Below are 20,172 nucleotides of genomic sequence, written 5' to 3' on the forward strand. Positions count from 1 at the left end.
AACAACCTTCGGTTTTTCTTATAAAGATTCCCTAAAGATAGTTAGCAACCAAATCGTTAATCGCCAACGCAAATTCAGTCCCTGAGTCTTCTTGTAAAAAATGCCCTCCCTTTAATGTTTGGTGAGGCATGTTTTTACAACCCGGTACACGACGTTGAAATTCTTTGTCGAAGCCGCGCATGATCGGGTCACCATTACTAAAGAGCGTTAAAAAAGGTTTGTCCCATTTCTCTAGAATGTGCCATGCATCGCGATTGGCCTGTGATGCTGGGTCATCAGGTGTTGTGGGCACTAACCGAGGGAACGCACGGGTGCCTGCTTTGTATTGAGAGGACGGAAACGGTGCATCATATGCGCGGCGCTCACCTTTGCTAAAGCTTTTAAATGAACCCCCTTCGATGATACGGGCAATAGGAAACCAAGGGCTGTATCGTGCAAATGCGCGCCAAATTTTAAACACGGTAGGAACCTTACCCGCATCCCCTGTTGGTAGCATGCCATTACCAATGGCGATGGCACTAAAGCGACTGTCATTTTCGGCCGCCAAGCGTAAACCAATAAGTGAGCCCCAGTCTTGGCATACAAGTGTGATGTCGTTTAGGTGTAATTGATCAATAAAATGTTGCATCCAGTTCATATGTTTTTTATACGAATAATCATCAATCTCGGTCGGTTTATCTGATTTCCCAAACCCGATTAAATCCGGCGCAATGACGCGGTGCCCAGCAGCAACACACACTGGAATCATGTGGCGATAAAGGTATGACCAGCTTGGCTCGCCATGCAGCATTAAAATAATTTTGCCGTCTCTTGGGCCCTCATCAACGTAATGCATTCGCATGCCATCTACTTCAATATAGTGTGGTTCAAAAGTATAATTGGGCAGGTTTTTAAAACGTGCTTCAGGTGTGCGAATCGATTTCATTTTATTTTTTTACTCTTCGATTTTAAGGTTATGGGAATGTTCTAGCTGCTGAATAAACGCGTCGACTGTTGGGATAAGCGTGCGAGTATCTTTAATATGTTTGGCGGTCATTAGTAAACCTGTCATAAACACGTTTACTTGTAGTAACTTCGACTGTAGTGCCACAGTAGGTGGCGCTTCTTTTTTTGAATCTATTGCGATGAGAACTTTTTTGATCGCATTTGTAATATAGCGATTGGCTTTATCGATAACGTGATGAATAGGGGTATCACCTATGCCTAATTCGTTTTTAGAATTAATCAATAAACACGCTTGATATGCCACTGACGTAGGCAGCCCGTGTACGCTTGAAACTAAGAAGTAATGAATGCGTGAGAGTCCAGTATCTAGTGTATTTGCTTTTAGAAAAGCAGGGTGCTCGGCCAGTAAAATAGTATCGACACGAGGCTTTATTACCTGAGCGAAGTAGTGCTCAAGCGTGGCTGCATACAAGGCCTCTTTGCTGCCAAACTCATTGTAAAGCGTGCCCGTTGTCAGGTTTGCTACCTTAGCCACATCTCTTATGGATGTTGTCTGATAGCCCTGACGCCAAAATAACCCAACAGATTCAGCGAGAAGTGCGTCCATATCAAATGACTTTGGTCTGCCTGTCATGCTTGGTTATCTCATTGAGGTTTTTTTAAAACACATGTTATATAACAGGTGTTTTAAAAGTGCAAGGCACGCTCTGTTATTGGCTTGCTAATGTGCTGTTAGCAGATATAACAATGTATGGTGAAGACATACCATTCTTGCTCAGCGTCATATTTTAATGAGTTGTAGCGGGTTTTTCTTTCGAGCGGGTCGTTTGCTGATTTTTCATAGGCTTGTTCATTATTGAGCTGCGAAAGATAATCAAGCCAATCTTCAGGGGCCATTGAGTCGGGTAAGTTGAATTTCACCCTAAGGCGGTTTTTCATCGATTCTTTTTTATAGCCTATATATTTACTTGTTACGATATTTGACATTTCTGGGATATGTAGCTGCTCACGTTTTAAACCGTCAATACCTTCTTCTTTGCTGGCACTTTCCCAATTAAATTCTGAACCACAACCTTGTAATAGGCTAAGTATTAACGTGGCTAAAATTATTTTATAGCAATAATTAATACTTATTTTTCTCGAATCGTATTCTTGTTCTCAAAAATACTAGTTGATAAGGCGCGTTATCATATATTAATTCAAGGGGGTAAATTGAATATATTTAGCGACTGCGTTAAATAAACATTGAACTTAACGCACTGTGTTTAATCCACGTGCGCAATATAAACCGAGTTAGACGACTGCTCACCTGTATACGGATTATCAAAATAGACCATGTGAGTTTCGACCGATGGGAAGACCGCTTTTAACACATTTACAAAGGTTTCATCCGGTGCTTCGTCTGACCATAAACCAAATACGCCGCCACTGTGAATTTTGGCTTTCATTGCATTCAGACTATCCGTTGTATAAAAACGGCTGTTTTCAGGATTTAACCAGTAGCTAGGAGTATGGTCGATATCGAGTAATACAGCGTGCACTTTGTCATCACCAGATGAGCCATCAAAGCTCGTGTTTGGGGCGGTGGCAAATTCAAAAAAGTCACCAAGGGCATAACGACAACGCGGATCGTTTGTGAGCTCGTTACCCAGTGGCACCAAGCCTTGTTCATGCCAGCGAATAACCGGCTCCATCACATCGACTACACAAAGAGATTGTACGTTTTCAAAATCCAGTGCCGCTTTGGCGGTGTAGCCTAAACCGAGGCCGCCGACGACGACATCAATGTCTTGCCCTGCAAATTTGGCAAGGCCCAGTTTAGAGAGCTCAACTTCAGCCTCAACAAATAAACTCGACATTAAAAATTCGTCATTCATTTTTACTTCGTACAGCACCTTATGATTTAGGCGTGGCTCTGAGCGTTTGCGTAAGCTAATCGCGCCGCGCGGGGTGACTTGATAGTCGAGTTCTTCAAATACAAATGTCATGTTCAGAGCCTTTTAGGGTGCATGGCTATCATACGGACAAAGGCAAATACAGGCGAGGCTGTATCATGTTTATTTTAGTCAACCACTTGTCATAGTATGTGGTTAACTTAGAGGCTTTAACGTAAGTGAAAATAGAATCATGAAATATCTCATTCTCAGTGTTTTTTTGGTGGCGGTTATCAGCTGCTCCAGTAATGATATTACGGCGGCTGGCGTGGTTGCCTACGCAGAACATGACGGCGTGCATTATGTGCTGTTAGCGGATCATACCGGCTTGGCCTCTTATCGGGGTTATGCCGCATTTGGTGGTGGCCTAGAGGCGAATGAAACACTAGAGCAGGGTGCATTAAGGGAGTTTCATGAGGAGACGGGTTGCTATTTTTTAGGACAAATACAATCAATTTCTAAAGAGTATGTACGCAATGATCACTATGTGAGTTTTGTGGTGCGCATCCCTTTCATACCCAGTGACAACTTAAATCAGCCGTCACAATCAAACGGTTGTGACGGTGATGTTTATTCGGAAAGAGAAAACTGGATTTGGGTTGAAAAAGCGGCACTATTGCAGCAGTTAGAAAAAGGCGATCACTTTAAAAATGATGTTGTGGATATTTCGCTTTGGGATAAATCCACGGTGATCATTAAGCAGGCCCAGTCACAAGGGCTCTTGCCATAAAATAAAGTGAATCAGGTTTTCGGTTTAAGCTCAACGATTCCCTGTGCCATGACTTCACCTAACTGCCAAAGACGCCATTCACCGGGCTGGTAAATGTGCCAGTCTTCATCTGTTGTGAGCGGTTCGGTGGCAATAATACTGACCACATCATTGGGTGTGGTTTCGCCTGCAAAGTCTACCGTGACATCGGCATCCTTGAGCTGTGCAGCACCAAATGGCGCGCGACGGGTGATGCAGGCAAGTTTGGTACTGCAAAAGCTGAACAACCAATCCCCATTACTTAACAAACAATTAAAGACGCCTTGGTTCGCGTATGTTTGCGCAAGTGAGGTAAGCGTTTGGCTTAATTGATTCGGCATCGCATCGCGAGGAATGGTTTGGCGAACTTGATTCATGATATCGCAAAAAATACTTTCGCTGTCGGTTTCGCCGATGGGTTCATACATGCCAATACGGTGTGCAAAGTTTTCTATTTGACCGTTGTGCGCAAACACCCAGTTGTGTCCCCAAAGCTCACGTACAAACGGGTGAGTGTTGGCAAGGCAAATATTGCCCACATTAGCTTGTCGAATATGGCAAATTGCAGTTTTACTTTTGATGGGCAGTTTTTGTATGAAGTTTGCGACTTCTGAATCGGAACTGGCCGCCGCATCATGAAACGTACGAATGCCTTTGCCTTCAAAAAAAGCCACGCCCCAGCCGTCGGCATGAGGGCCAGTTTTACCGCCCCTTTGTGTGAGACCGGTAAAGCTAAAGCATAAATCGGTGGGTGTGTTGGCACTCATGCCTAACAGTTCGCACATGCTGATTCGCCAATGTATCTAAAAGTAAGTGTGGTAGTTTACTGCAAGTTTGCCCTAACTACGCGCAACATATTCTCGCCCATGACTTTTTTGATTTCGGTTAGGCTAAAATTTTGTACTAGCATTTCATGAGTGAGAGCGGCTAGCTCAGAGGTATCAAATTGTGTGACGACGGCGCCGTCGTAATCAGATCCCAATGACACATGATCTTCGCCCAGTAGATCGATGGCTGCGCGTACGGTTTTTACGATACCAGCCGGGGTGTCGTCGCACGTCACATCATTCCAATAACCGATACCAATAACACCGCCATTGTTGGTAATAGCTTGCATGAGGCTATCAGGAAGGTTGCGTTTGGTTTTACAGTGACTATGAATGCCTGTATGGCTTAATACAATGGGTTTGCTGGTCATGGCTAATACATCTTTAACCACTTGAGGTGACGAGTGCGCCACATCAATAATCATGTGCTTAGCGATAGCCCGTTTTACAACTTGCTGACCAAATTTGGTTAAACCTGTATTGCTTTTGCCGTGTAGCGAGCCGCCGAGTTCATTATCGAAAAAATGCTGTAAGCCAATTAGCCGATAACCGGCACGATATAATGCATCGAGGTTTTCTAGTTTGCCCTCTAAAGGGTGTGCTCCTTCCATGCCCATTAATGCACCGGTTATTTTGATGCCTTTGTTTCTTAGGGTGAAAACGTCGTCTAGGTCTTGTTGAGATTTGACGATGCGAATCTGCCCAGGCGTGCGTCGTTCTAAATCGTGTAAGCGTTCTACTTGATAAAGTGCTCGTTCAAATAAACTCGACCAGGTTCTGGTTGGCCAAGCTTGTGCCATAGCCAGAAGGGTAATGTTATCGCGGGCTTCTTTTGCATTCGATTGGTAATTTTGACCGGTTGGGCTTTTGGTCACCGAGGTGAATACCTGTAGCGCTACATTGCCTTTGACTAAACGCGGGAAATCAACATGACCATAGTCCTCTTGCTCAAGCAGGTCGCGGTCCCATAATAATGAGTCGGTATGCCAATCGCCAATGACCAGCTCATCATGCAAGGCTTGAGCAGCTTGTGAAACAGGCCAAGGCGAGTGGGGTTTTATAATGTTCATTGATTGCTCCACATAAGGGGGAGCAATATACAAAAAAGCAGCAACGAGTAAACAAAGACCGATTAGGGCGCTGATTATTATTTTCATGTTGAGCTCTTTTATATTGTGTTAGTGCTTAATTAAAGAAAGCGCCCTGCGCTGGCGACAATAATCGTCACAAGTCCGATCACTAAATTAACCCCTACCATTTTGCGAATGGTATTTAGCTGCGCCGCTCCAGCAGCCCAGTCTTGATTATCAACCGCGGCTTTTAAACGTTTAAACGGTGTAAAAAAGAGATGGCCAAATATCGCAAACATAATGTAGCCCAGTAGCAGCATAATATGAACATGTACGCCAACCAGTTTCATACCGCCGAACATGGCGATCATGAAGTGACCGCTTAATATTAAGACGGCGATGGCTAATAACACCCATTTAAAGAAACGTTCAAATACACCTCGCCAAAGAGTGAGTCGTTGGGCGGGTTCTAATACGTCAGCAGCAACAGGACGCAAGCATAGGTAAGCGAAAAACATCCCGCCCACCCAAATACATGCGGCTAAAATGTGTAAGCTAATTGCAATGGCCATGGTCTTTCCTTAAATTGAATATTATTGATGGCGCAATAGTGTCTATTATTGTGCCTTGGGGCAAGGCTCTGGGAACGTTCATGTGATTAAATGTTCATATGCTGGATGATAAATAGGAGAAAAGAGATGCTAAAACGAATTGGCTACATGGGATTGTTGCTTGCGTTGACGGGGCTGGTGGGGTGTTTTCCGACTGACGATATTCAAATACACACACAAGCTCAAGGCGAAGTGGCTTTAAAGGCTGACCAGTACTCTGTGCAGGTCGGGTTTTCAGCACAGGCTAAAACCAGCGAAGCGGCTTTGGCTAAACTGAATGCCAATCTTGCAGACTTTTTAACATGGAAAAAAGCCTCAGGCTTTAATGTTGTGACGCAAAATGAATCGGTACAGCCTATGTATCACTACCCAAGGGATAGTCAGCGTGAATTAACCGGTTACCAAGCTCAACATAGTTTTAATGTTAAAGGGTTAAGCTTAATTCAGTACGACGATACCATGAAAAAACTGACACGCTTAAAACCTGAATCACTGTATCAAGGTGGTGTCGGTGTGGGGGATGCGATTCGTAAAAAAGCAGAGCAGCAGGCTTATGAATTGGCGTATGCCGCAAACAGAGAAAAGCTTAAAACATTAACCGGTTTGGCTAATTTGTGCTGGCCAAAAGTAAAAGATATTAGAGAGTATACAAACTCCCACGGTGGCCCTCGCGTTATGATGATGGAGGCCAAATCGGCCCCAGTGGCCAATGAACATAACATTTCGGTGCGCTTAGAAATCATCTGGCAAGCAAGCGGCTGCTAGTCAACCGGCTCGGCTATGTTTTGAAAGTAGGGGTTTGCCACCCCTGTTTCACAAAATTGCTTAAGCTGTGTCATCAGGCTGCCCCATGTGCTGTTGCATAAAGGGAATAGGCCATCGTCTCTTTGCCAATTCATGTGTTTGAAATCAAGCACACAGGTATTGCCCTCTGCTAAGCTGATTTCCCACCATAGCTCTGTGCCTAGCCATTCTTCTGGGCCACCAATGCACTGCCAAAAGACACGCTGATTAGGCAAGAGCCGTGTGGCTTCCATGGTGAAATGGGTTTGGTGATTATCAAACCAAAATGTGCAATGACCCCCTTCGTGACGGGCGGTATCGCATGTGTCGGTCCACCAGCCTTTGATGCCTTGGTTTTGTGTGATGGCATCATAGACGGTAGCAGGGCTGGCCTCGATGAGAACCTGATGTAAGCTGTCTGCCATGACTTACCTCATATGTTGGTGGTCAAAAAAACAACAGTTAGTCATTTTAAGCAAAATACTGGCCATTATTTGTACAGCGCGCGTTTGGCAATTGTTAAGGGATCTCCTAGAGTAAAACGCATGGACTTTGCTGGCCGTGTAACGTACAATGCGCACCTAATTTGCACAGGTAGGCCGATGCTTGATTAAGCGCCTCACCTCCAGCCAAAGATATAATTTCAAAGAGCGGGATAGGGTTAAACCTTTGTCCCGCTTTTTTGCGACTTGTCCACTTGCATTGTCACGAGGAAGAAGCCTTGTCTAAGTCAGCTATTCTTGCGCTCGAAGACGGAAGTATCTTTAAAGGAACCGCCATTGGAGCGGATGGGGAATCTGTTGGTGAGGTTGTTTTTAACACCTCCATGACAGGTTACCAAGAGATTCTGACCGACCCTTCGTATTGCCGCCAAATTGTTACTCTTACTTATCCACACATTGGTAATTATGGCACCAATGATGAAGACGCCGAATGCGATCGCATTTGGGCCGCCGGATTAGTGATTCGCGATCTCCCTCTCGTTGCTAGTAATTTCCGAAGCACACAAGCCCTTGATGATTATCTAATTGAACGTAATGTTGTTGGTATTTCCGACATCGATACTCGTCGTTTGACGCGTATTTTACGTGAGAAAGGCAGCTTGAGTGGTTGCGTGATGGCCGGCGATGACATCGATGAAGCGCGTGCACTAGAGGCTGCAAAAAGTTTTGCTGGCCTAAAAGGCATGGACTTAGCCAAAGAAGTGACCACAGATAAAAGCTACCCTTGGAAAGAAGGCAGCTGGCAGCTTGGCCGTGAGCCCAGCAAAGGTCACGAAGACGTAACGGATACGCCATTTAAAGTTGTCGCTTACGATTACGGTGTTAAGCGTAATATTTTACGCATGCTGGCGGATCGTGGTTGTGACCTTACGGTTGTACCTGCACAAACCCCAGCAAGTGACGTTTTAGCCATGAACCCAGATGGCGTGTTTTTGTCAAATGGCCCTGGTGACCCAGAGCCGTGTGATTACGCCATTGCTGCGATTAAAGAATTGTTAGAAACCGATATTCCGGTATTCGGTATTTGTTTGGGCCATCAACTATTGGCGTTAGCCAGCGGTGCACAAACATTGAAAATGGGTCATGGCCACCACGGTGGTAACCACCCAGTGCAAAACCTAGACGATAAGACGGTACTCATTACCGCACAGAACCACGGTTTTGCGGTAAGCGAAGAAGGCCTACCCGCTAACTTACGTGTGACACATAAGTCACTGTTTGATGGCACAACGCAAGGTATTCATCGCACTGATAAGCCAGCGTTTAGCTTTCAGGGACACCCTGAAGCCAGCCCAGGTCCACACGATGCAGCGCCATTGTTTGACCATTTCATTGAATTAATGCAAGCCCGCAAAGCTTAATAATTGGAGATATAACCATGCCAAAGCGCACGGACATAGAAAGCATTCTAATTATCGGCGCGGGCCCAATCGTAATCGGTCAAGCATGTGAGTTTGACTATTCCGGTGCCCAAGCCTGTAAGGCCCTTCGTGAAGAAGGCTACAAAGTTATTCTGGTGAACTCTAACCCAGCCACCATCATGACTGACCCATCCATGGCCGATGCCACCTACATCGAGCCAATTACCATTGAGTCAGTGACGAAAATTATCGAAAAAGAACGCCCAGACGTTTTATTGCCAACCATGGGCGGTCAAACCGCACTGAACTGTGCATTGGGTCTTGAGGCCGCTGGCGTACTTGAAAAGTACGGCGTTGAAATGATCGGTGCAAATGCCGATGTGATCGACAAAGCAGAAGATCGCAGCCGCTTTGATAAAGCCATGAAAAAAATTGGTTTGGATTGCCCGCGTGCGGGTATTGCTCACACCATGGCAGAAGCATGGGAGGTTCAAAAAGGCCTTGGTTTCCCTTGTATCATTCGTCCTTCTTTCACCATGGGTGGTACCGGTGGTGGTATCGCGTATAACAAAGAAGAGTTCGAAGAAATCTGTACTCGTGGTTTGGACTTATCCCCAACCAGCGAATTGCTAATCGATGAATCATTAATCGGTTGGAAAGAATACGAAATGGAAGTGGTGCGTGACAAAAACGACAACTGCATTATCGTGTGTTCGATTGAAAACTTTGACCCAATGGGTGTGCACACGGGTGATTCAATTACCGTGGCACCTGCTCAAACATTGTCAGATAAAGAATTGCAAATCATGCGTAACGCCTCGTTGGCAGTACTGCGTGAAATCGGCGTAGAAACCGGCGGTTCAAACGTACAGTTTGGTATTAACCCGGTTGATGGTCGTATGGTGGTCATTGAGATGAACCCGCGTGTATCGCGTTCATCAGCATTGGCATCTAAAGCGACTGGTTTCCCGATTGCAAAAATCGCAGCCAAGCTTGCCATCGGTTACACCCTTGATGAATTGCAAAACGATATTACAGGTGGTCGTACCCCTGCGTCGTTTGAGCCTTCAATCGACTACGTTGTTACAAAAATTCCTCGTTTCACTTTCGAGAAATTCCCACAAGCGGATGCGCGCTTAACCACACAGATGAAATCTGTCGGTGAAGTGATGGCCATTGGCCGTACACAGCAAGAGTCATTGCAAAAAGCATTACGCGGTTTAGAAGTGGGTGCCACAGGTTTTGATCCGATCATCGACATTAAATCGGAAGGCGCGAAAGAAAAAATTATCTCTGAATTAAACACCCCAGGGGCTGAGCGCATTTGGTACATCGCGGATGCGTTCCGTATTGGTATGACACTTGAAGAAATTTTCGATTGTTGCGCCGTTGACCCTTGGTTCTTAATTCAAATTGAAGACTTGCTAAAAGAAGAAGCGAAAGTAGCTGAAAGCTCGCTTACCTCTTTAAGTGCTGATCGGATTTACCGCTTAAAGCGTAAAGGCTTCTCTGATGCGCGCTTGTCTACGTTATTGGGTGTGAGCGAAAAAGCGTTCCGTAAACATCGCCAAAAGTTAAACATTCGCCCTGTGTATAAGCGCGTTGATACATGTGCAGCTGAATTCGCAACCGACACGGCGTACATGTACTCGACGTACGAAGAAGAGTGCGAAGCAAACCCGACTGATCGCGATAAAATCATCGTGCTAGGTGGTGGCCCTAACCGTATCGGACAAGGTATCGAATTCGATTACTGTTGTGTGCACGCGGCGTTTGCGGCAAAAGAATTAGGCTATGAAGCCATCATGGTTAACTGTAACCCTGAGACGGTTTCAACCGATTACGATACCTCTGATCGTTTGTTCTTCGAACCGGTTACCCTTGAAGACGTACTAGAAATCGTCGACAAAGAAAAACCAAAAGGTGTGATTGTTCAATACGGTGGCCAAACGCCACTTAAATTGGCTGAAGAATTAGAAGCGGCTGGCGTACCGATTATTGGTACCTCACCAGAAGCCATCGACCGTGCTGAAGACCGTGAACGTTTCTCTAAGATGATTCAGCGTTTAGGTCTTAAGCAACCAGTTAACGCAACGGTCACGTCTACGGAAGAAGCCGTGGTGAAAGCCACTGAGATTGGTTACCCATTAGTGGTTCGCCCATCTTATGTTCTAGGTGGTCGTGCGATGGAAATTGTAAACAACGAAGACGCCCTTCGTCGTTACATGACCACAGCAGTGAAAGTGTCTAACGACTCGCCCGTATTGCTTGATTACTTCTTGAACCGTGCGGTTGAAGTGGATATCGATGCCATCTGTGATGGTGAGCAAGTGGTGATTGGTGCGATCATGCAGCACATTGAACAAGCGGGTATTCACTCTGGTGACTCGGCCTGTTCATTACCGCCTTACAGCTTGCCTCAAGATGTACAAGATGAAATGCGTGCGCAAGTGGCTGCCATGGCGCTTGAGCTTGGTGTAGTTGGTTTGATGAATACCCAGCTAGCTTGGCAAGACGGTGAAATCTACGTGATTGAGGTTAACCCTCGTGCATCTCGTACCGTACCGTTTGTGTCTAAGTGTATTGGTACATCATTGGCTGCGATTGCAGCGAAAGTGATGATGGGTAAATCATTGGCAGAGCTTGGCTTTACCAAAGAAATTATTCCACCTTACTACTCTGTAAAAGAAGCGGTATTCCCGTTTAATAAGTTTCAAGGTGTTGACCCAATTCTTGGGCCAGAAATGAAGTCTACTGGCGAAGTCATGGGCGCAGGCGAAACCTTCGGTGAAGCCTTCTTCAAAGCACAATTGGGTGCGGGTGAAGTCTTGCCTACTGAAGGTAACGTGTTTATTTCTGTACGTGATGCCGATAAAGAAGGCGTTATCGATGTAGCAAAAGGCCTTTCAGCCCTTGGCTTTAATTTGATGGCGACCTCTGGTACGTTCAAAATATTGGACGCAGCCGGCATTGACGTTAAGCGTGTGAATAAAGTGAACGAAGGTCGTCCACACATTGTGGATATGATCAAAAACGATGAAATCGCCATGAGCGTGAATACCACAGAGGGCCCAGTGGCCATTGCGGATTCGGCTGCGATTCGTCGTAGTGCATTGCAGCACAAAGTTTACTACACTACCACGCTAGCCGGTGCAGAAGCCGTAGTGAAAGCGTTAGAGTCTGACGGCCTACAAACGGTTCGTCGTTTACAAGAGTTGCATGCAACCATCAAGTAAACGTAAGCTTTGATGTTAGAATAAGGGCCTTATGGCCCTTATTCGCGTTTTAGGCACTTACGTTTTAAGTGTTTATGTTTGGGGTCTCGTATTTTTTATAAGATCCATTGATAGCCCGATTTGATTGCATCCATGTTTACCACAGTCGCATACATGCAGTGAGAATAAGAAAAGGGGTTAAGGTGTTGTGAAGCAGTAAGAGTCACCACTTTAATCACTCGCCTTTTAATAGGAGTGAATATGCAAAAAGTACCCATGACCGTACAGGGCGAAAAAACCCTACGTGCCGAATTAGAGCAATTGAAAAAAGTTGAACGCCCTAAGATCATTAAAGAAATTGCCATCGCACGTGAACACGGTGATTTAAAAGAAAACGCTGAATACCATGCCGCTCGCGAACAGCAAGGTTTCATCGAAGGTCGTATTCAAGACATCGAAGGTAAACTTTCAAATGTGCAGGTGATTGATATCACCACTATGCCAAAAAACGGTAAGGTTATTTTTGGCACAACCGTTTCGTTGATTAACGTTGATACTGACGAAGAAAAACAATACCAAATCGTTGGTGAAGATGAAGCCGATGTACCAAAAGGTAAAATCAGTTCAGGCTCACCAATCGCGCGTGCACTGCTTGGTAAAGAAGAAGGCGATGTCGTCGTGGTTAAAGTGCCTAATGGTGAAATTGAATACGAAATTGACCGCGTGCAGTATATTTAATTTTCGCGTTTAATTAGCCATAAAAAAGCCCAGTTTAGCTGGGTTTTTTTATGGCTAGGGGCCTATAAAATTTCAAATTCAATTCTGTCCAAATCCCCAGCTTCATCTAATACAACCAATTCATGGATCCCTTTTTGGCTGATGGCGATAGGATAAGCATGCCCTTGTAGCGAGCTGCCCACATACCGTCCGTTAAGGTACCAATCTAATGTCCCTTGCCCTCCCAATGCTGACAAGTTGAGCTCTAGCGTCGTACTTGTATCGGGTAATCTGAACTTGCTGTTGTTTTCAATGCTATTAATAGCCAATGGCCTAATGGATATGGTTGGCGGTGCTTGGCAAGCCGGATCGAGTTTTGGCAATTGATTATAAAACCAAAACTTATGATGAATCCAAGGCTCGCTGACACGTGGCCAAATGGCAATGGCGCGTTTAACGCTGGCATCAACATGACAATTTTTATCCACAAGTTTATTGTTTTTGGCATTTACCCAAATGTTGTAAGGGTTAGGTCGCCAATGCTCCATACCTGGCTCGGGTAAGGTAGGCGGAACTTTCATTTGATCGACCCATGCCTGTTTTTTTCTATGGCATAACGGTGCAGGTGTTTTCGATTCTAATAAACCTAAAGGCCAGCAAATGTGTTGCAGGCTGACTTTAGGAGGACTTTTTATACTTTGCCTTCTGCCGGGTAAGTTTGCAAATACGTCAAATAAAATGGGGGATGCCGTAGCGGAACCAAAATGCCCAGGTACGGGAGTGCCGTCTGGTCGTCCGACCCAAACACCCATGGTTATATCTTTGCTGACACCAATGGCCCATGCGTCTCTGTAACCAAAGCTGGTGCCTGTTTTCCATGCAATGGGATTTGTATCATTAAAAAATACAGGGCTATGTAATTGATCCGGTCGTGGCGCGCTGGATAGCATTTTATACGTAATCCAACTTGCTTCTTTTGATAATAAATATCGGCTAGCACTCAGTGTGGATGCCTGTCGTAATCGTGGCGTCACAACTTGGCCGTTATTGGCAAGGGCCGAATACAAGCTGACTAAGTCAAATAGTGAACTGCCCGCACCGCCAAGCGCTAAACTTAAATTGGGTTGCCCTGGTACTTCTAAGGTCACGCCTGCATTTTTTAAGCGCCCATAAAAATTGTCTGGGCCTAATGTTTCCAATACTTGCACAGCTGGCAAGTTTAATGATTTTTGCAACGCAGCAGTGGCACTAACTGGGCCGCTAAAGCGATGGTTAAAATTTTCTGGACGATAAGGGCTGTTATAGCGCGGTGTGTCGAGTAACAAACTATGGCTGTGAATCAGGCCATCTTCGATTGCCATGCCGTAAACAAATGGTTTTAGGGTTGAGCCGGGTGAGCGAATGGCGCGCACCATGTCAACATGACCAAAGCGTTCGGTATTATTAAAATCCGATGAGCCAATGTACGCTTTCACTTCATGGTTCGCATTGTCGATTATTAAAACCGCCATAGAGGTTTTATCAGGCAGTAATTCGCTTTTATCTTTTACGTAACTTTCGATGGCGCTTTGCAAGTCTAGGTTAAGGGTGCTGTGGATGACCTGTTCATTAGGGTAAGTTGATATTAACGCCCTCGAAAGAAGCGGGGCATATTGAGGGCGTTTTGGTGAGTAGGCTAAAACAATTTCATGCTGAGCAATCGCTATTCGTTCTTTAGACCAAGTGCCTTGAGTATTAAGACGCTTTAGCACCTTGTTTCGTTCTTTTTGTGCGCGACCTGGGTAGCGGTCAGGGCGATAGCGGGACGGTGCTTGCGGCAGCACGGTTAAGAGTGCCGCTTCTGCATCGGTTAGTTCATTGGCGTTTTTATCTAAGTAGGTTCGGCTGGCCGCTTGTATGCCTTCTATGGTTCCACCAAATGGTGCGTTGTTTAAGTACAGTTCTAAAATTTGTGTCTTAGAAAAATGCCACTCTAATTGCAATGCTCTAAGCGCTTGCAATAACTTTCCGCTGAGGCTTTTTTCATGTGGGTAAAAAATGCGTGCCACTTGCATCGTAATCGTACTGCCACCGGACTGAATACAATTGCACGTTATGTTTTGGATAAACGCTCGTATTAGCGCGTATGGGTCAATGCCCAGATGGGACCAGAATCGTTGATCTTCATATTCGACCAATGCTTCGATGTAATTTTTCGATACTTGTTCAATCTTAACTGGATGGCGCCATACACCATTGTGATCAGCAAATGCGCGCAGCAACCGACCTTGTTCATCGGTGACAATACGAGAAAAGCGGCTTGGGTGATCAAGCTGGTCGAGTGGGAACAGTAAATCGAGTGATTTTAATGTGCATAACATGCCTCCTATGATTAATAGGAGGCATTGCCATTTTTTCATACGTTTAATAAAGCGAAGGACCACTGTTTAATGATCACTGATTAATCGTGATAACAGGTATTGTGTTGCCGATGGCATAGCGTTCTGGATCATACATATCTTCAGCATAAGACGCGGGCACAAGATAAGTGCCGGGTGTGACGGCTCTTGCTAAATAAAACACGGTTGCGCGTTTGTTCCAGCCAATATTAATCGCGGCAACATAACGGTCGTCACGGAATTCTTGGTGGACAATATCGGTGTCACTTAAATATTGCTCAATGGGTTTGTTGTTGATGGTTAAATCATTAATAGACGCAGAATGCGCTAGGTTTTGATTCTCAAGCTCTAACCCGGCTGGTAATAAATCAACCAGCATTAAGTCAGGCATGCGTTTATGGGTTGCAACATCGACAGCGACTAATACAAGGTCACCCACAGTAAGAGAAGACGGGTTAAGCGCCTTACCTTTCGTGTCGTAATAACGGCGCTTAATTGAAATGCCTTTATCGTCAACGCTCTTAGGCGCTTTTGTTTGATAACCGGAATATACAACACTGGCATAAAGTGGACTGTCGGTGCGATTCGTTATGGCGATACCATTTGTTAATTCATAACCTTGGTGAAACTTCGACATTAAACCTGTGTGTTTGATGCTTTGCATGGCGGATGCAAAACGAATATCCGCTTCCCATTGTTTGTTGCTTCCTGTTTGTAGCGCCAAGCCTGCAAGGTAAAGTGCATTGCGCTCTTGTGTGCTTAGGTAGTTTCGCTCTTTTAACAAGCCAGCTAATTCAATGGAGTAATCAAATACTTTATCGGTCTCTAATTTGTGGCGAGTTAATAAATGAATGGCCAACGCAATATCGCGTATTTGACTGCCATAATCCCCAAGGTAGTAAGATGATCTTGCTTCTTTGGTAAAGGCTTGGGCTAATATTTTATTACCGTTTTCACTATCACCTTGATTATGCAAAGCGATACCAAGATGTATTAGCGGCAAAAGACTTTGGCTGTGACTGGTTGAATCCATTAATTGTCGTAAGTGTCCTAGGCTTGCTTTGTTGTGACGTGATAATACATAAGCGGCATAAGAGCGGTAGGCAAATTGATAGTGCTCAGGTTTTTCGGTCCAACGGGTTGCATAACTCGATGAGTTTCGTAAGTAATCGCCCAATTTACGCATGGTGGTGTCATACATATTTGATGGCACATCAAAACCTTGCTGGCGGGCATCGGTTAAAAAGTCACCAGCATAAGCGGTTAACCAATGTTGCTCATCTTTATCTGTGTTTGACCATAAACCAAATGCACCGTTACTTTTTTGTTTTTTAAGTATGCGGTCAATCCCGGCTGCGACATTTTGAGCAGGTGTTTTGTTGGTTGGATTTTTTAATTCTAACTGCTCAAGGGTTTTCTCATTGGTAAATACCCAAGGATATGTACTACTCGTGGATTGCTCTAAACAACCATACGGGTAATGCAATAAATTTTCTAATTGGCTTCGAATTTGTAAGTCGACAAAGTTAGAGGCACTCATGCTTGCTTGAATAGTGCCATCAATGTAGTCGGCCATTTCGCTTTCAGGTACGGATAGCGACTCGTTTTCTTTTAATACTTTCTTAATATTTTTAGTAATAGCTGGGTAGGCAGAGCGAGCATTAAGTTTCCAGCTGCGTTGTATCGGGTACCCGTCCATGCCTTCGATAGTTAAATTAATGTCAGACTGAGCATCCGTGCCATCTATGTTGATAGGGTAAAGCAATGTTTGCTTGGTTTTATCGTCAATCACAACTTGTTTGGTATCTTGAGGTTGTGAAATAGGATTAGACGTTGTCAGGCTCACATTTAAGGTTTGTTTTTCACCACTTAAATTGTTGATATCAAGTGCTAGGGTTGAGGTGTCGCCCCAAGCCACAAACCGTGGCATAGAAAGTTGTGTGACCAATGGCGCTGCCACGATCACTTCTTGTTCGCCATTGCCGAAGCTGTCATCTGTAAATGCGATGGCCATGAGTTTTAAGCGGCCGTTAAAATCAGGTAAGTTCAATGGGATGTTGGCTTTACCATCTTTTATGCTGACTAAACCTGAGAATAACGATACGATTTGAACTTCTGACTGGGCTTGTTTACCGCCACGGCTGACATCACTGGCATCGCCGCCCCAACGTTGTTTGGCTAAAGGGTTGTCGTTAAGTTTAATTAACTTGTTGTACATATCGACGGAGTCAGGGTTATAACGTCTTTGTTCAAAGAAATATTTCTGAGGCTCTGGTGTTTTGTAATTGGTAATATTAAGAATACCCACATCAACCGCAGCCAGTGTTACCCAAGCGTCTTTGACGGCTTCTTTTTTATTATTGATGTCTTTAAATATATTTAAGTTTAAATCGACAGATTGATTCGGCAACCATTTTTCTGGCGCATCAAACTCTACTTTAAGGGTTCGGTTGTTACGATTAAGTGGCAAGTGAGTTAAACCAAACGAGCGAGTAGGTGTGATTTTCTTTTCTTGATTAGCCGCTTGTATGTGAACGGCCGAGATATAAATATCATGTCGGTTCCACTTTTCACTGATTGGAATTTCAATCTTTTTGCCTTCTTTAGGGACGTGTAAACGTTTGCTCCAAAGAGATTTGTCAGCTTCTACCACAATAATGGTTTCACCAGAAGACGGCGGCACAATATTTAATATGGCAGTATCACCTGACTTATAATTTTCTTTATCTAACGCAAGTGTGACCACATCAGGCTTTGCCGATTGCCCGTTAGAATCATTGTCTCGCCACCAGCTATACCAGTTATTACCGGCTCTAAACTTAAAGCTGGTTATGTATCCTGTTTCAGGATCACTGATTTCTAAACGGTATTGGCCGTATTCAACGGGTAAATTAATGGTGGTGGTTGCGTTTGATTGAATGCTAGAGCTGCTGGTGATTTCAGGGAATTCTTTTTCTGTGTATTCATAGTGCCAGCCCTGATGAGAATTATATTCCCAATAATAACGGCGATCCTCACGAATAAGCGTGATACCTAAATCGCTAGCGGCGAGTTTTTTCTCGCTGTTATCCGTTTTAATAATTTCGAACATGGCTTGGCCATTGGCAGGTGCATACTCGTTAAATAACGGACGAATACCAACGATGGCTTTTTCAGGTAAAACAACGGCGGTATGTTTACGTGTAATCGGTCGGCCACCACTTTCATATAAGCTGGCAAAAACGTTAACCGCTAAAGGTGACTTGGCACTTTGCCAGCGGCTAGGAATGGTTAACGTCTTTTTGCCGTCAATGTCCATTTTTTCGTTTTCATGTTTAAACGAATCATTCCATTGGGTTTCTTTTATGTGGCCAAAATTGAATTTCTTGTAGGCTTCAAATGGATGAGGGTTAAGGCTCACTTTAATATTGGCATCTAAGCGATTGCCAGAAGCGGGAGCGCCATATAAATACTCGCCCAAAACAGGCACGTTTATTTCTTGCTTGGTATTAAAAACTTGAGAAACGTTGTTGTCAGGATTAAATGTGAGTTTTAAACGCTCAGGTAAAAATTCTTCTACCTTAAATTGATACGTCACTTTCTTTTTGCTGATCCCGGCGACTTCAAGTGTCCAATTGCCCACTTTTGCGTTCTTATCCACGGTATATGTAAATTCATAAAAGCCTTTTTTACTTGGTTTCCAGCTGAATTCTTTGGCTACTTGGCCTGTAGGTTGTTTCAGTTTCGCTTTGAGAGGCGTGTTGCGTGATAATTGCCCATCGAAGTTTCGTAACAGCGCATTGAAATTAACGGTGTCACCTGGGCGATATAAATCTCGTTCAGAATAAATAAAGAGTTCGTTTTCTTGATAAGGACGTTTACCTAAATCAAATTCGGATAAATCCAGAGCTGCTTGTTTAATTGGCAAGATTGAATATGAATCTTGATATTGGGCAATTAAATAACGAGCACTTGATTTTATATGATAATAATTAGCATGCCCGCCATCTTTTGTGACCGCGCTTTTCAAAATATTGCCGCGATAATCCACAACTTGTAATTTGACATCATCAATAGGTTCGGCTGACTTAATGCTATTAACATAAACATCCATACCTACTTGGTATCGACGCACGTGAATACCTAAATCCGTAACCATAAAATAAGTAGTATGGCTGTTGTTTTTGTAGGTGCCGGGAATATCCATAACCGCTACATATAAACCGGGCTTGTTGAGTTCAGCAATGGTTGAAATAGGAATATTAAACTCACGACGTTTGTTTGCTTGTGCAGGTAATTCAAAGCGACCGCTGTAAACAAACTCTCCAATTTCTGAAATCTGTTGTAGTTGGTATTGTCCGTGTTGTTGACGCTCACCTAAAATGTCGACAACAAGGGCGGTGTCTTTTGTGTTAATACGGTGGAAGTTGATATTAACTTCCGGAACATTGACGGTAGTGACAGGTAGGCCAGTGTGTAAATCGAGTGGTAAAAAATGCCCTGTTGATGAAAAGCTAATGGTGTCTTGTACATTACGGGTGGTAATGGTTTCTGATTCGTCATTTTTAAGGGATTGCCCTAAAGCCGATGTGAGATGCCAATCAACAGAGACGGTATATTTTGTATTGGGTGAAATGGCTTCAAAGTATGCGATTTTACCTGAATCAGATAACACCCATGAGCTATTGATGAGCCCATTTTCACCTTTAACCGATAAGTATTTAGCAAAGTTATCGGCAGGATTTATGGGCACTGAAAATGTAACCGCAAGTGAATTGCCGCCATCATAAGTTCGTTCAGAAATATCAGAAACGCTAAAAACCACATTCTCATAAGACGTTTTAATCTTCTCTAGATTAAACGTAGGGTCAGCGACTGTTTGGCTGGCGGTGGATTCTGGATGAGAGGCCTGGGCATTATCGGCTTTGTTAGGCTCGAGTGTTGACGCAGCACTCTTATCGGTGTTGTTAAGTGACGCCGTATCTGACTCATTTGTGTCATTACTGCACCCTTGAAAAAGCACCAGCATAATAGCCAATGCGCTTATTCTTCTTAAGTGATTCATCCCTGATAAGCCTTTAAACGATAAAAAAGGGGCTCA

Annotated in this window: 15 protein-coding genes; 5 read left to right on the plus strand and 10 right to left on the minus strand. The window is 44.3% G+C overall.

Features of this window, described 5'->3' with window-relative positions:
* Positions 1-31 precede the first annotated feature (31 nt).
* The 4 genes from ACU6U9_RS09195 to ACU6U9_RS09210 form a co-directional block, all read right to left on the minus strand.
* The gene (locus ACU6U9_RS09195) at positions 32-925 is read right to left on the minus strand and encodes a haloalkane dehalogenase (protein ID WP_446734724.1); all 894 of its coding nucleotides are present in this window, start codon (positions 923-925) and stop codon (positions 32-34) included.
* 9 nt (positions 926-934) lie between these two features.
* Positions 935-1,552: a TetR/AcrR family transcriptional regulator gene (locus ACU6U9_RS09200; RefSeq protein WP_446734725.1), complete on the minus strand. Its 618-nt coding sequence runs from the start codon at positions 1,550-1,552 to the stop codon at positions 935-937.
* Between the two features lie 125 nt (positions 1,553-1,677).
* Positions 1,678-1,884, minus strand: a complete 207-nt coding sequence (locus ACU6U9_RS09205; RefSeq protein WP_446734726.1) for a hypothetical protein — start codon at positions 1,882-1,884, stop codon at positions 1,678-1,680.
* 326 nt (positions 1,885-2,210) lie between these two features.
* On the minus strand, positions 2,211-2,933 hold the full coding sequence (locus tag ACU6U9_RS09210) for a spermidine synthase (RefSeq protein ID WP_446734727.1): 723 nt from the start codon (positions 2,931-2,933) through the stop codon (positions 2,211-2,213).
* Between the two features lie 139 nt (positions 2,934-3,072).
* On the opposite strand from ACU6U9_RS09210, the gene ACU6U9_RS09215 reads away from it, so the two are divergent.
* A complete protein-coding gene (locus ACU6U9_RS09215; protein ID WP_446734728.1) occupies positions 3,073-3,609 on the plus strand; it encodes an NUDIX hydrolase in 537 nt (178 codons plus the stop codon).
* An 11-nt stretch (positions 3,610-3,620) separates the two neighbouring features.
* Here the strand turns inward: ACU6U9_RS09215 and ACU6U9_RS09220 are convergent, their stop codons facing one another.
* Genes ACU6U9_RS09220 through ACU6U9_RS09230 form a run of 3 tightly spaced genes read right to left on the minus strand, consistent with a single transcriptional unit; the run spans position 3,621 to position 6,096 of the window.
* The gene (locus ACU6U9_RS09220; protein ID WP_446734729.1) at positions 3,621-4,412 is read right to left on the minus strand and encodes a class II glutamine amidotransferase; all 792 of its coding nucleotides are present in this window, start codon (positions 4,410-4,412) and stop codon (positions 3,621-3,623) included.
* A 38-nt stretch (positions 4,413-4,450) separates the two neighbouring features.
* Positions 4,451-5,611, minus strand: coding sequence for a dipeptidase (locus tag ACU6U9_RS09225; RefSeq protein WP_446734730.1), 1,161 nt, complete (start codon positions 5,609-5,611; stop codon positions 4,451-4,453).
* Positions 5,612-5,643: 32 nt separating this feature from the next.
* A complete protein-coding gene (locus tag ACU6U9_RS09230) occupies positions 5,644-6,096 on the minus strand; it encodes a CopD family protein (RefSeq protein WP_446734731.1) in 453 nt (150 codons plus the stop codon).
* Between the two features lie 126 nt (positions 6,097-6,222).
* Here ACU6U9_RS09230 and ACU6U9_RS09235 point away from each other — a divergent pair, with 126 nt between their 5' ends.
* Positions 6,223-6,900 (plus strand): SIMPL domain-containing protein, encoded by a 678-nt coding sequence (locus ACU6U9_RS09235; protein ID WP_446734732.1) that lies wholly within the window; start codon positions 6,223-6,225, stop codon positions 6,898-6,900.
* On the opposite strand, the gene ACU6U9_RS09240 is transcribed toward ACU6U9_RS09235, so the two are convergent.
* Complete coding sequence (locus ACU6U9_RS09240) at positions 6,897-7,343, minus strand: SRPBCC family protein (protein WP_446734733.1); 447 nt, start codon at positions 7,341-7,343, stop codon at positions 6,897-6,899. The two genes, ACU6U9_RS09235 and ACU6U9_RS09240, sit on opposite strands and share 4 nt — an antisense overlap.
* Positions 7,344-7,639: 296 nt before the next feature.
* On the opposite strand from ACU6U9_RS09240, the gene carA reads away from it, so the two are divergent.
* The 3 genes from carA to greA all read left to right on the plus strand — a co-directional run bounded on the left by carA (position 7,640) and on the right by greA (position 12,735).
* Positions 7,640-8,782 (plus strand): glutamine-hydrolyzing carbamoyl-phosphate synthase small subunit, encoded by a 1,143-nt coding sequence (gene carA, locus ACU6U9_RS09245; RefSeq protein ID WP_446734734.1) that lies wholly within the window; start codon positions 7,640-7,642, stop codon positions 8,780-8,782.
* Positions 8,783-8,799: 17 nt separating this feature from the next.
* The gene (carB, locus tag ACU6U9_RS09250; protein ID WP_446734735.1) at positions 8,800-12,018 is read left to right on the plus strand and encodes a carbamoyl-phosphate synthase large subunit; all 3,219 of its coding nucleotides are present in this window, start codon (positions 8,800-8,802) and stop codon (positions 12,016-12,018) included.
* A 240-nt stretch (positions 12,019-12,258) separates the two neighbouring features.
* Positions 12,259-12,735 (plus strand): transcription elongation factor GreA, encoded by a 477-nt coding sequence (gene greA, locus ACU6U9_RS09255; RefSeq protein WP_446734736.1) that lies wholly within the window; start codon positions 12,259-12,261, stop codon positions 12,733-12,735.
* 62 nt (positions 12,736-12,797) lie between these two features.
* Here greA and pbpC read toward each other — a convergent pair whose 3' ends face one another.
* Together pbpC and ACU6U9_RS09265 are read right to left on the minus strand one after the other, a co-directional pair.
* Positions 12,798-15,074, minus strand: a complete 2,277-nt coding sequence (gene pbpC, locus ACU6U9_RS09260; RefSeq protein WP_446734737.1) for a penicillin-binding protein 1C — start codon at positions 15,072-15,074, stop codon at positions 12,798-12,800.
* Between the two features lie 73 nt (positions 15,075-15,147).
* Entirely contained in the window at positions 15,148-20,136 is a 4,989-nt protein-coding gene (locus ACU6U9_RS09265) for an alpha-2-macroglobulin family protein (RefSeq protein WP_446734738.1), read from the minus strand.
* Between the last annotated feature and the right edge of the window lie 36 nt (positions 20,137-20,172).

The organism is Pseudomonas sp. HK3 (genome assembly GCF_052920985.1).

What these genes read in the sequence shown, in the direction of transcription:
- carB (WP_446734735.1), top strand. Translation starts at nt 8,800, where the DNA reads ATGCCAAAGCGCACGGACATAGAAAGCATTCTAATTATCGGCGCGGGC.
- greA (WP_446734736.1), top strand. Translation starts at nt 12,259, where the DNA reads ATGCAAAAAGTACCCATGACCGTACAGGGCGAAAAAACCCTACGTGCC.
- ACU6U9_RS09210 (WP_446734727.1), bottom strand. Translation starts at nt 2,933, where the DNA reads ATGACATTTGTATTTGAAGAACTCGACTATCAAGTCACCCCGCGCGGC.
- ACU6U9_RS09200 (WP_446734725.1), bottom strand. Translation starts at nt 1,552, where the DNA reads ATGGACGCACTTCTCGCTGAATCTGTTGGGTTATTTTGGCGTCAGGGC.
- ACU6U9_RS09215 (WP_446734728.1), top strand. Translation starts at nt 3,073, where the DNA reads ATGAAATATCTCATTCTCAGTGTTTTTTTGGTGGCGGTTATCAGCTGC.
- ACU6U9_RS09230 (WP_446734731.1), bottom strand. Translation starts at nt 6,096, where the DNA reads ATGGCCATTGCAATTAGCTTACACATTTTAGCCGCATGTATTTGGGTG.
- pbpC (WP_446734737.1), bottom strand. Translation starts at nt 15,074, where the DNA reads ATGTTATGCACATTAAAATCACTCGATTTACTGTTCCCACTCGACCAG.
- ACU6U9_RS09225 (WP_446734730.1), bottom strand. Translation starts at nt 5,611, where the DNA reads ATGAAAATAATAATCAGCGCCCTAATCGGTCTTTGTTTACTCGTTGCT.
- ACU6U9_RS09220 (WP_446734729.1), bottom strand. Translation starts at nt 4,412, where the DNA reads ATGTGCGAACTGTTAGGCATGAGTGCCAACACACCCACCGATTTATGC.
- ACU6U9_RS09195 (WP_446734724.1), bottom strand. Translation starts at nt 925, where the DNA reads ATGAAATCGATTCGCACACCTGAAGCACGTTTTAAAAACCTGCCCAAT.
- ACU6U9_RS09265 (WP_446734738.1), bottom strand. Translation starts at nt 20,136, where the DNA reads ATGAATCACTTAAGAAGAATAAGCGCATTGGCTATTATGCTGGTGCTT.
- ACU6U9_RS09235 (WP_446734732.1), top strand. Translation starts at nt 6,223, where the DNA reads ATGCTAAAACGAATTGGCTACATGGGATTGTTGCTTGCGTTGACGGGG.
- ACU6U9_RS09205 (WP_446734726.1), bottom strand. Translation starts at nt 1,884, where the DNA reads ATGAAAAACCGCCTTAGGGTGAAATTCAACTTACCCGACTCAATGGCC.
- ACU6U9_RS09240 (WP_446734733.1), bottom strand. Translation starts at nt 7,343, where the DNA reads ATGGCAGACAGCTTACATCAGGTTCTCATCGAGGCCAGCCCTGCTACC.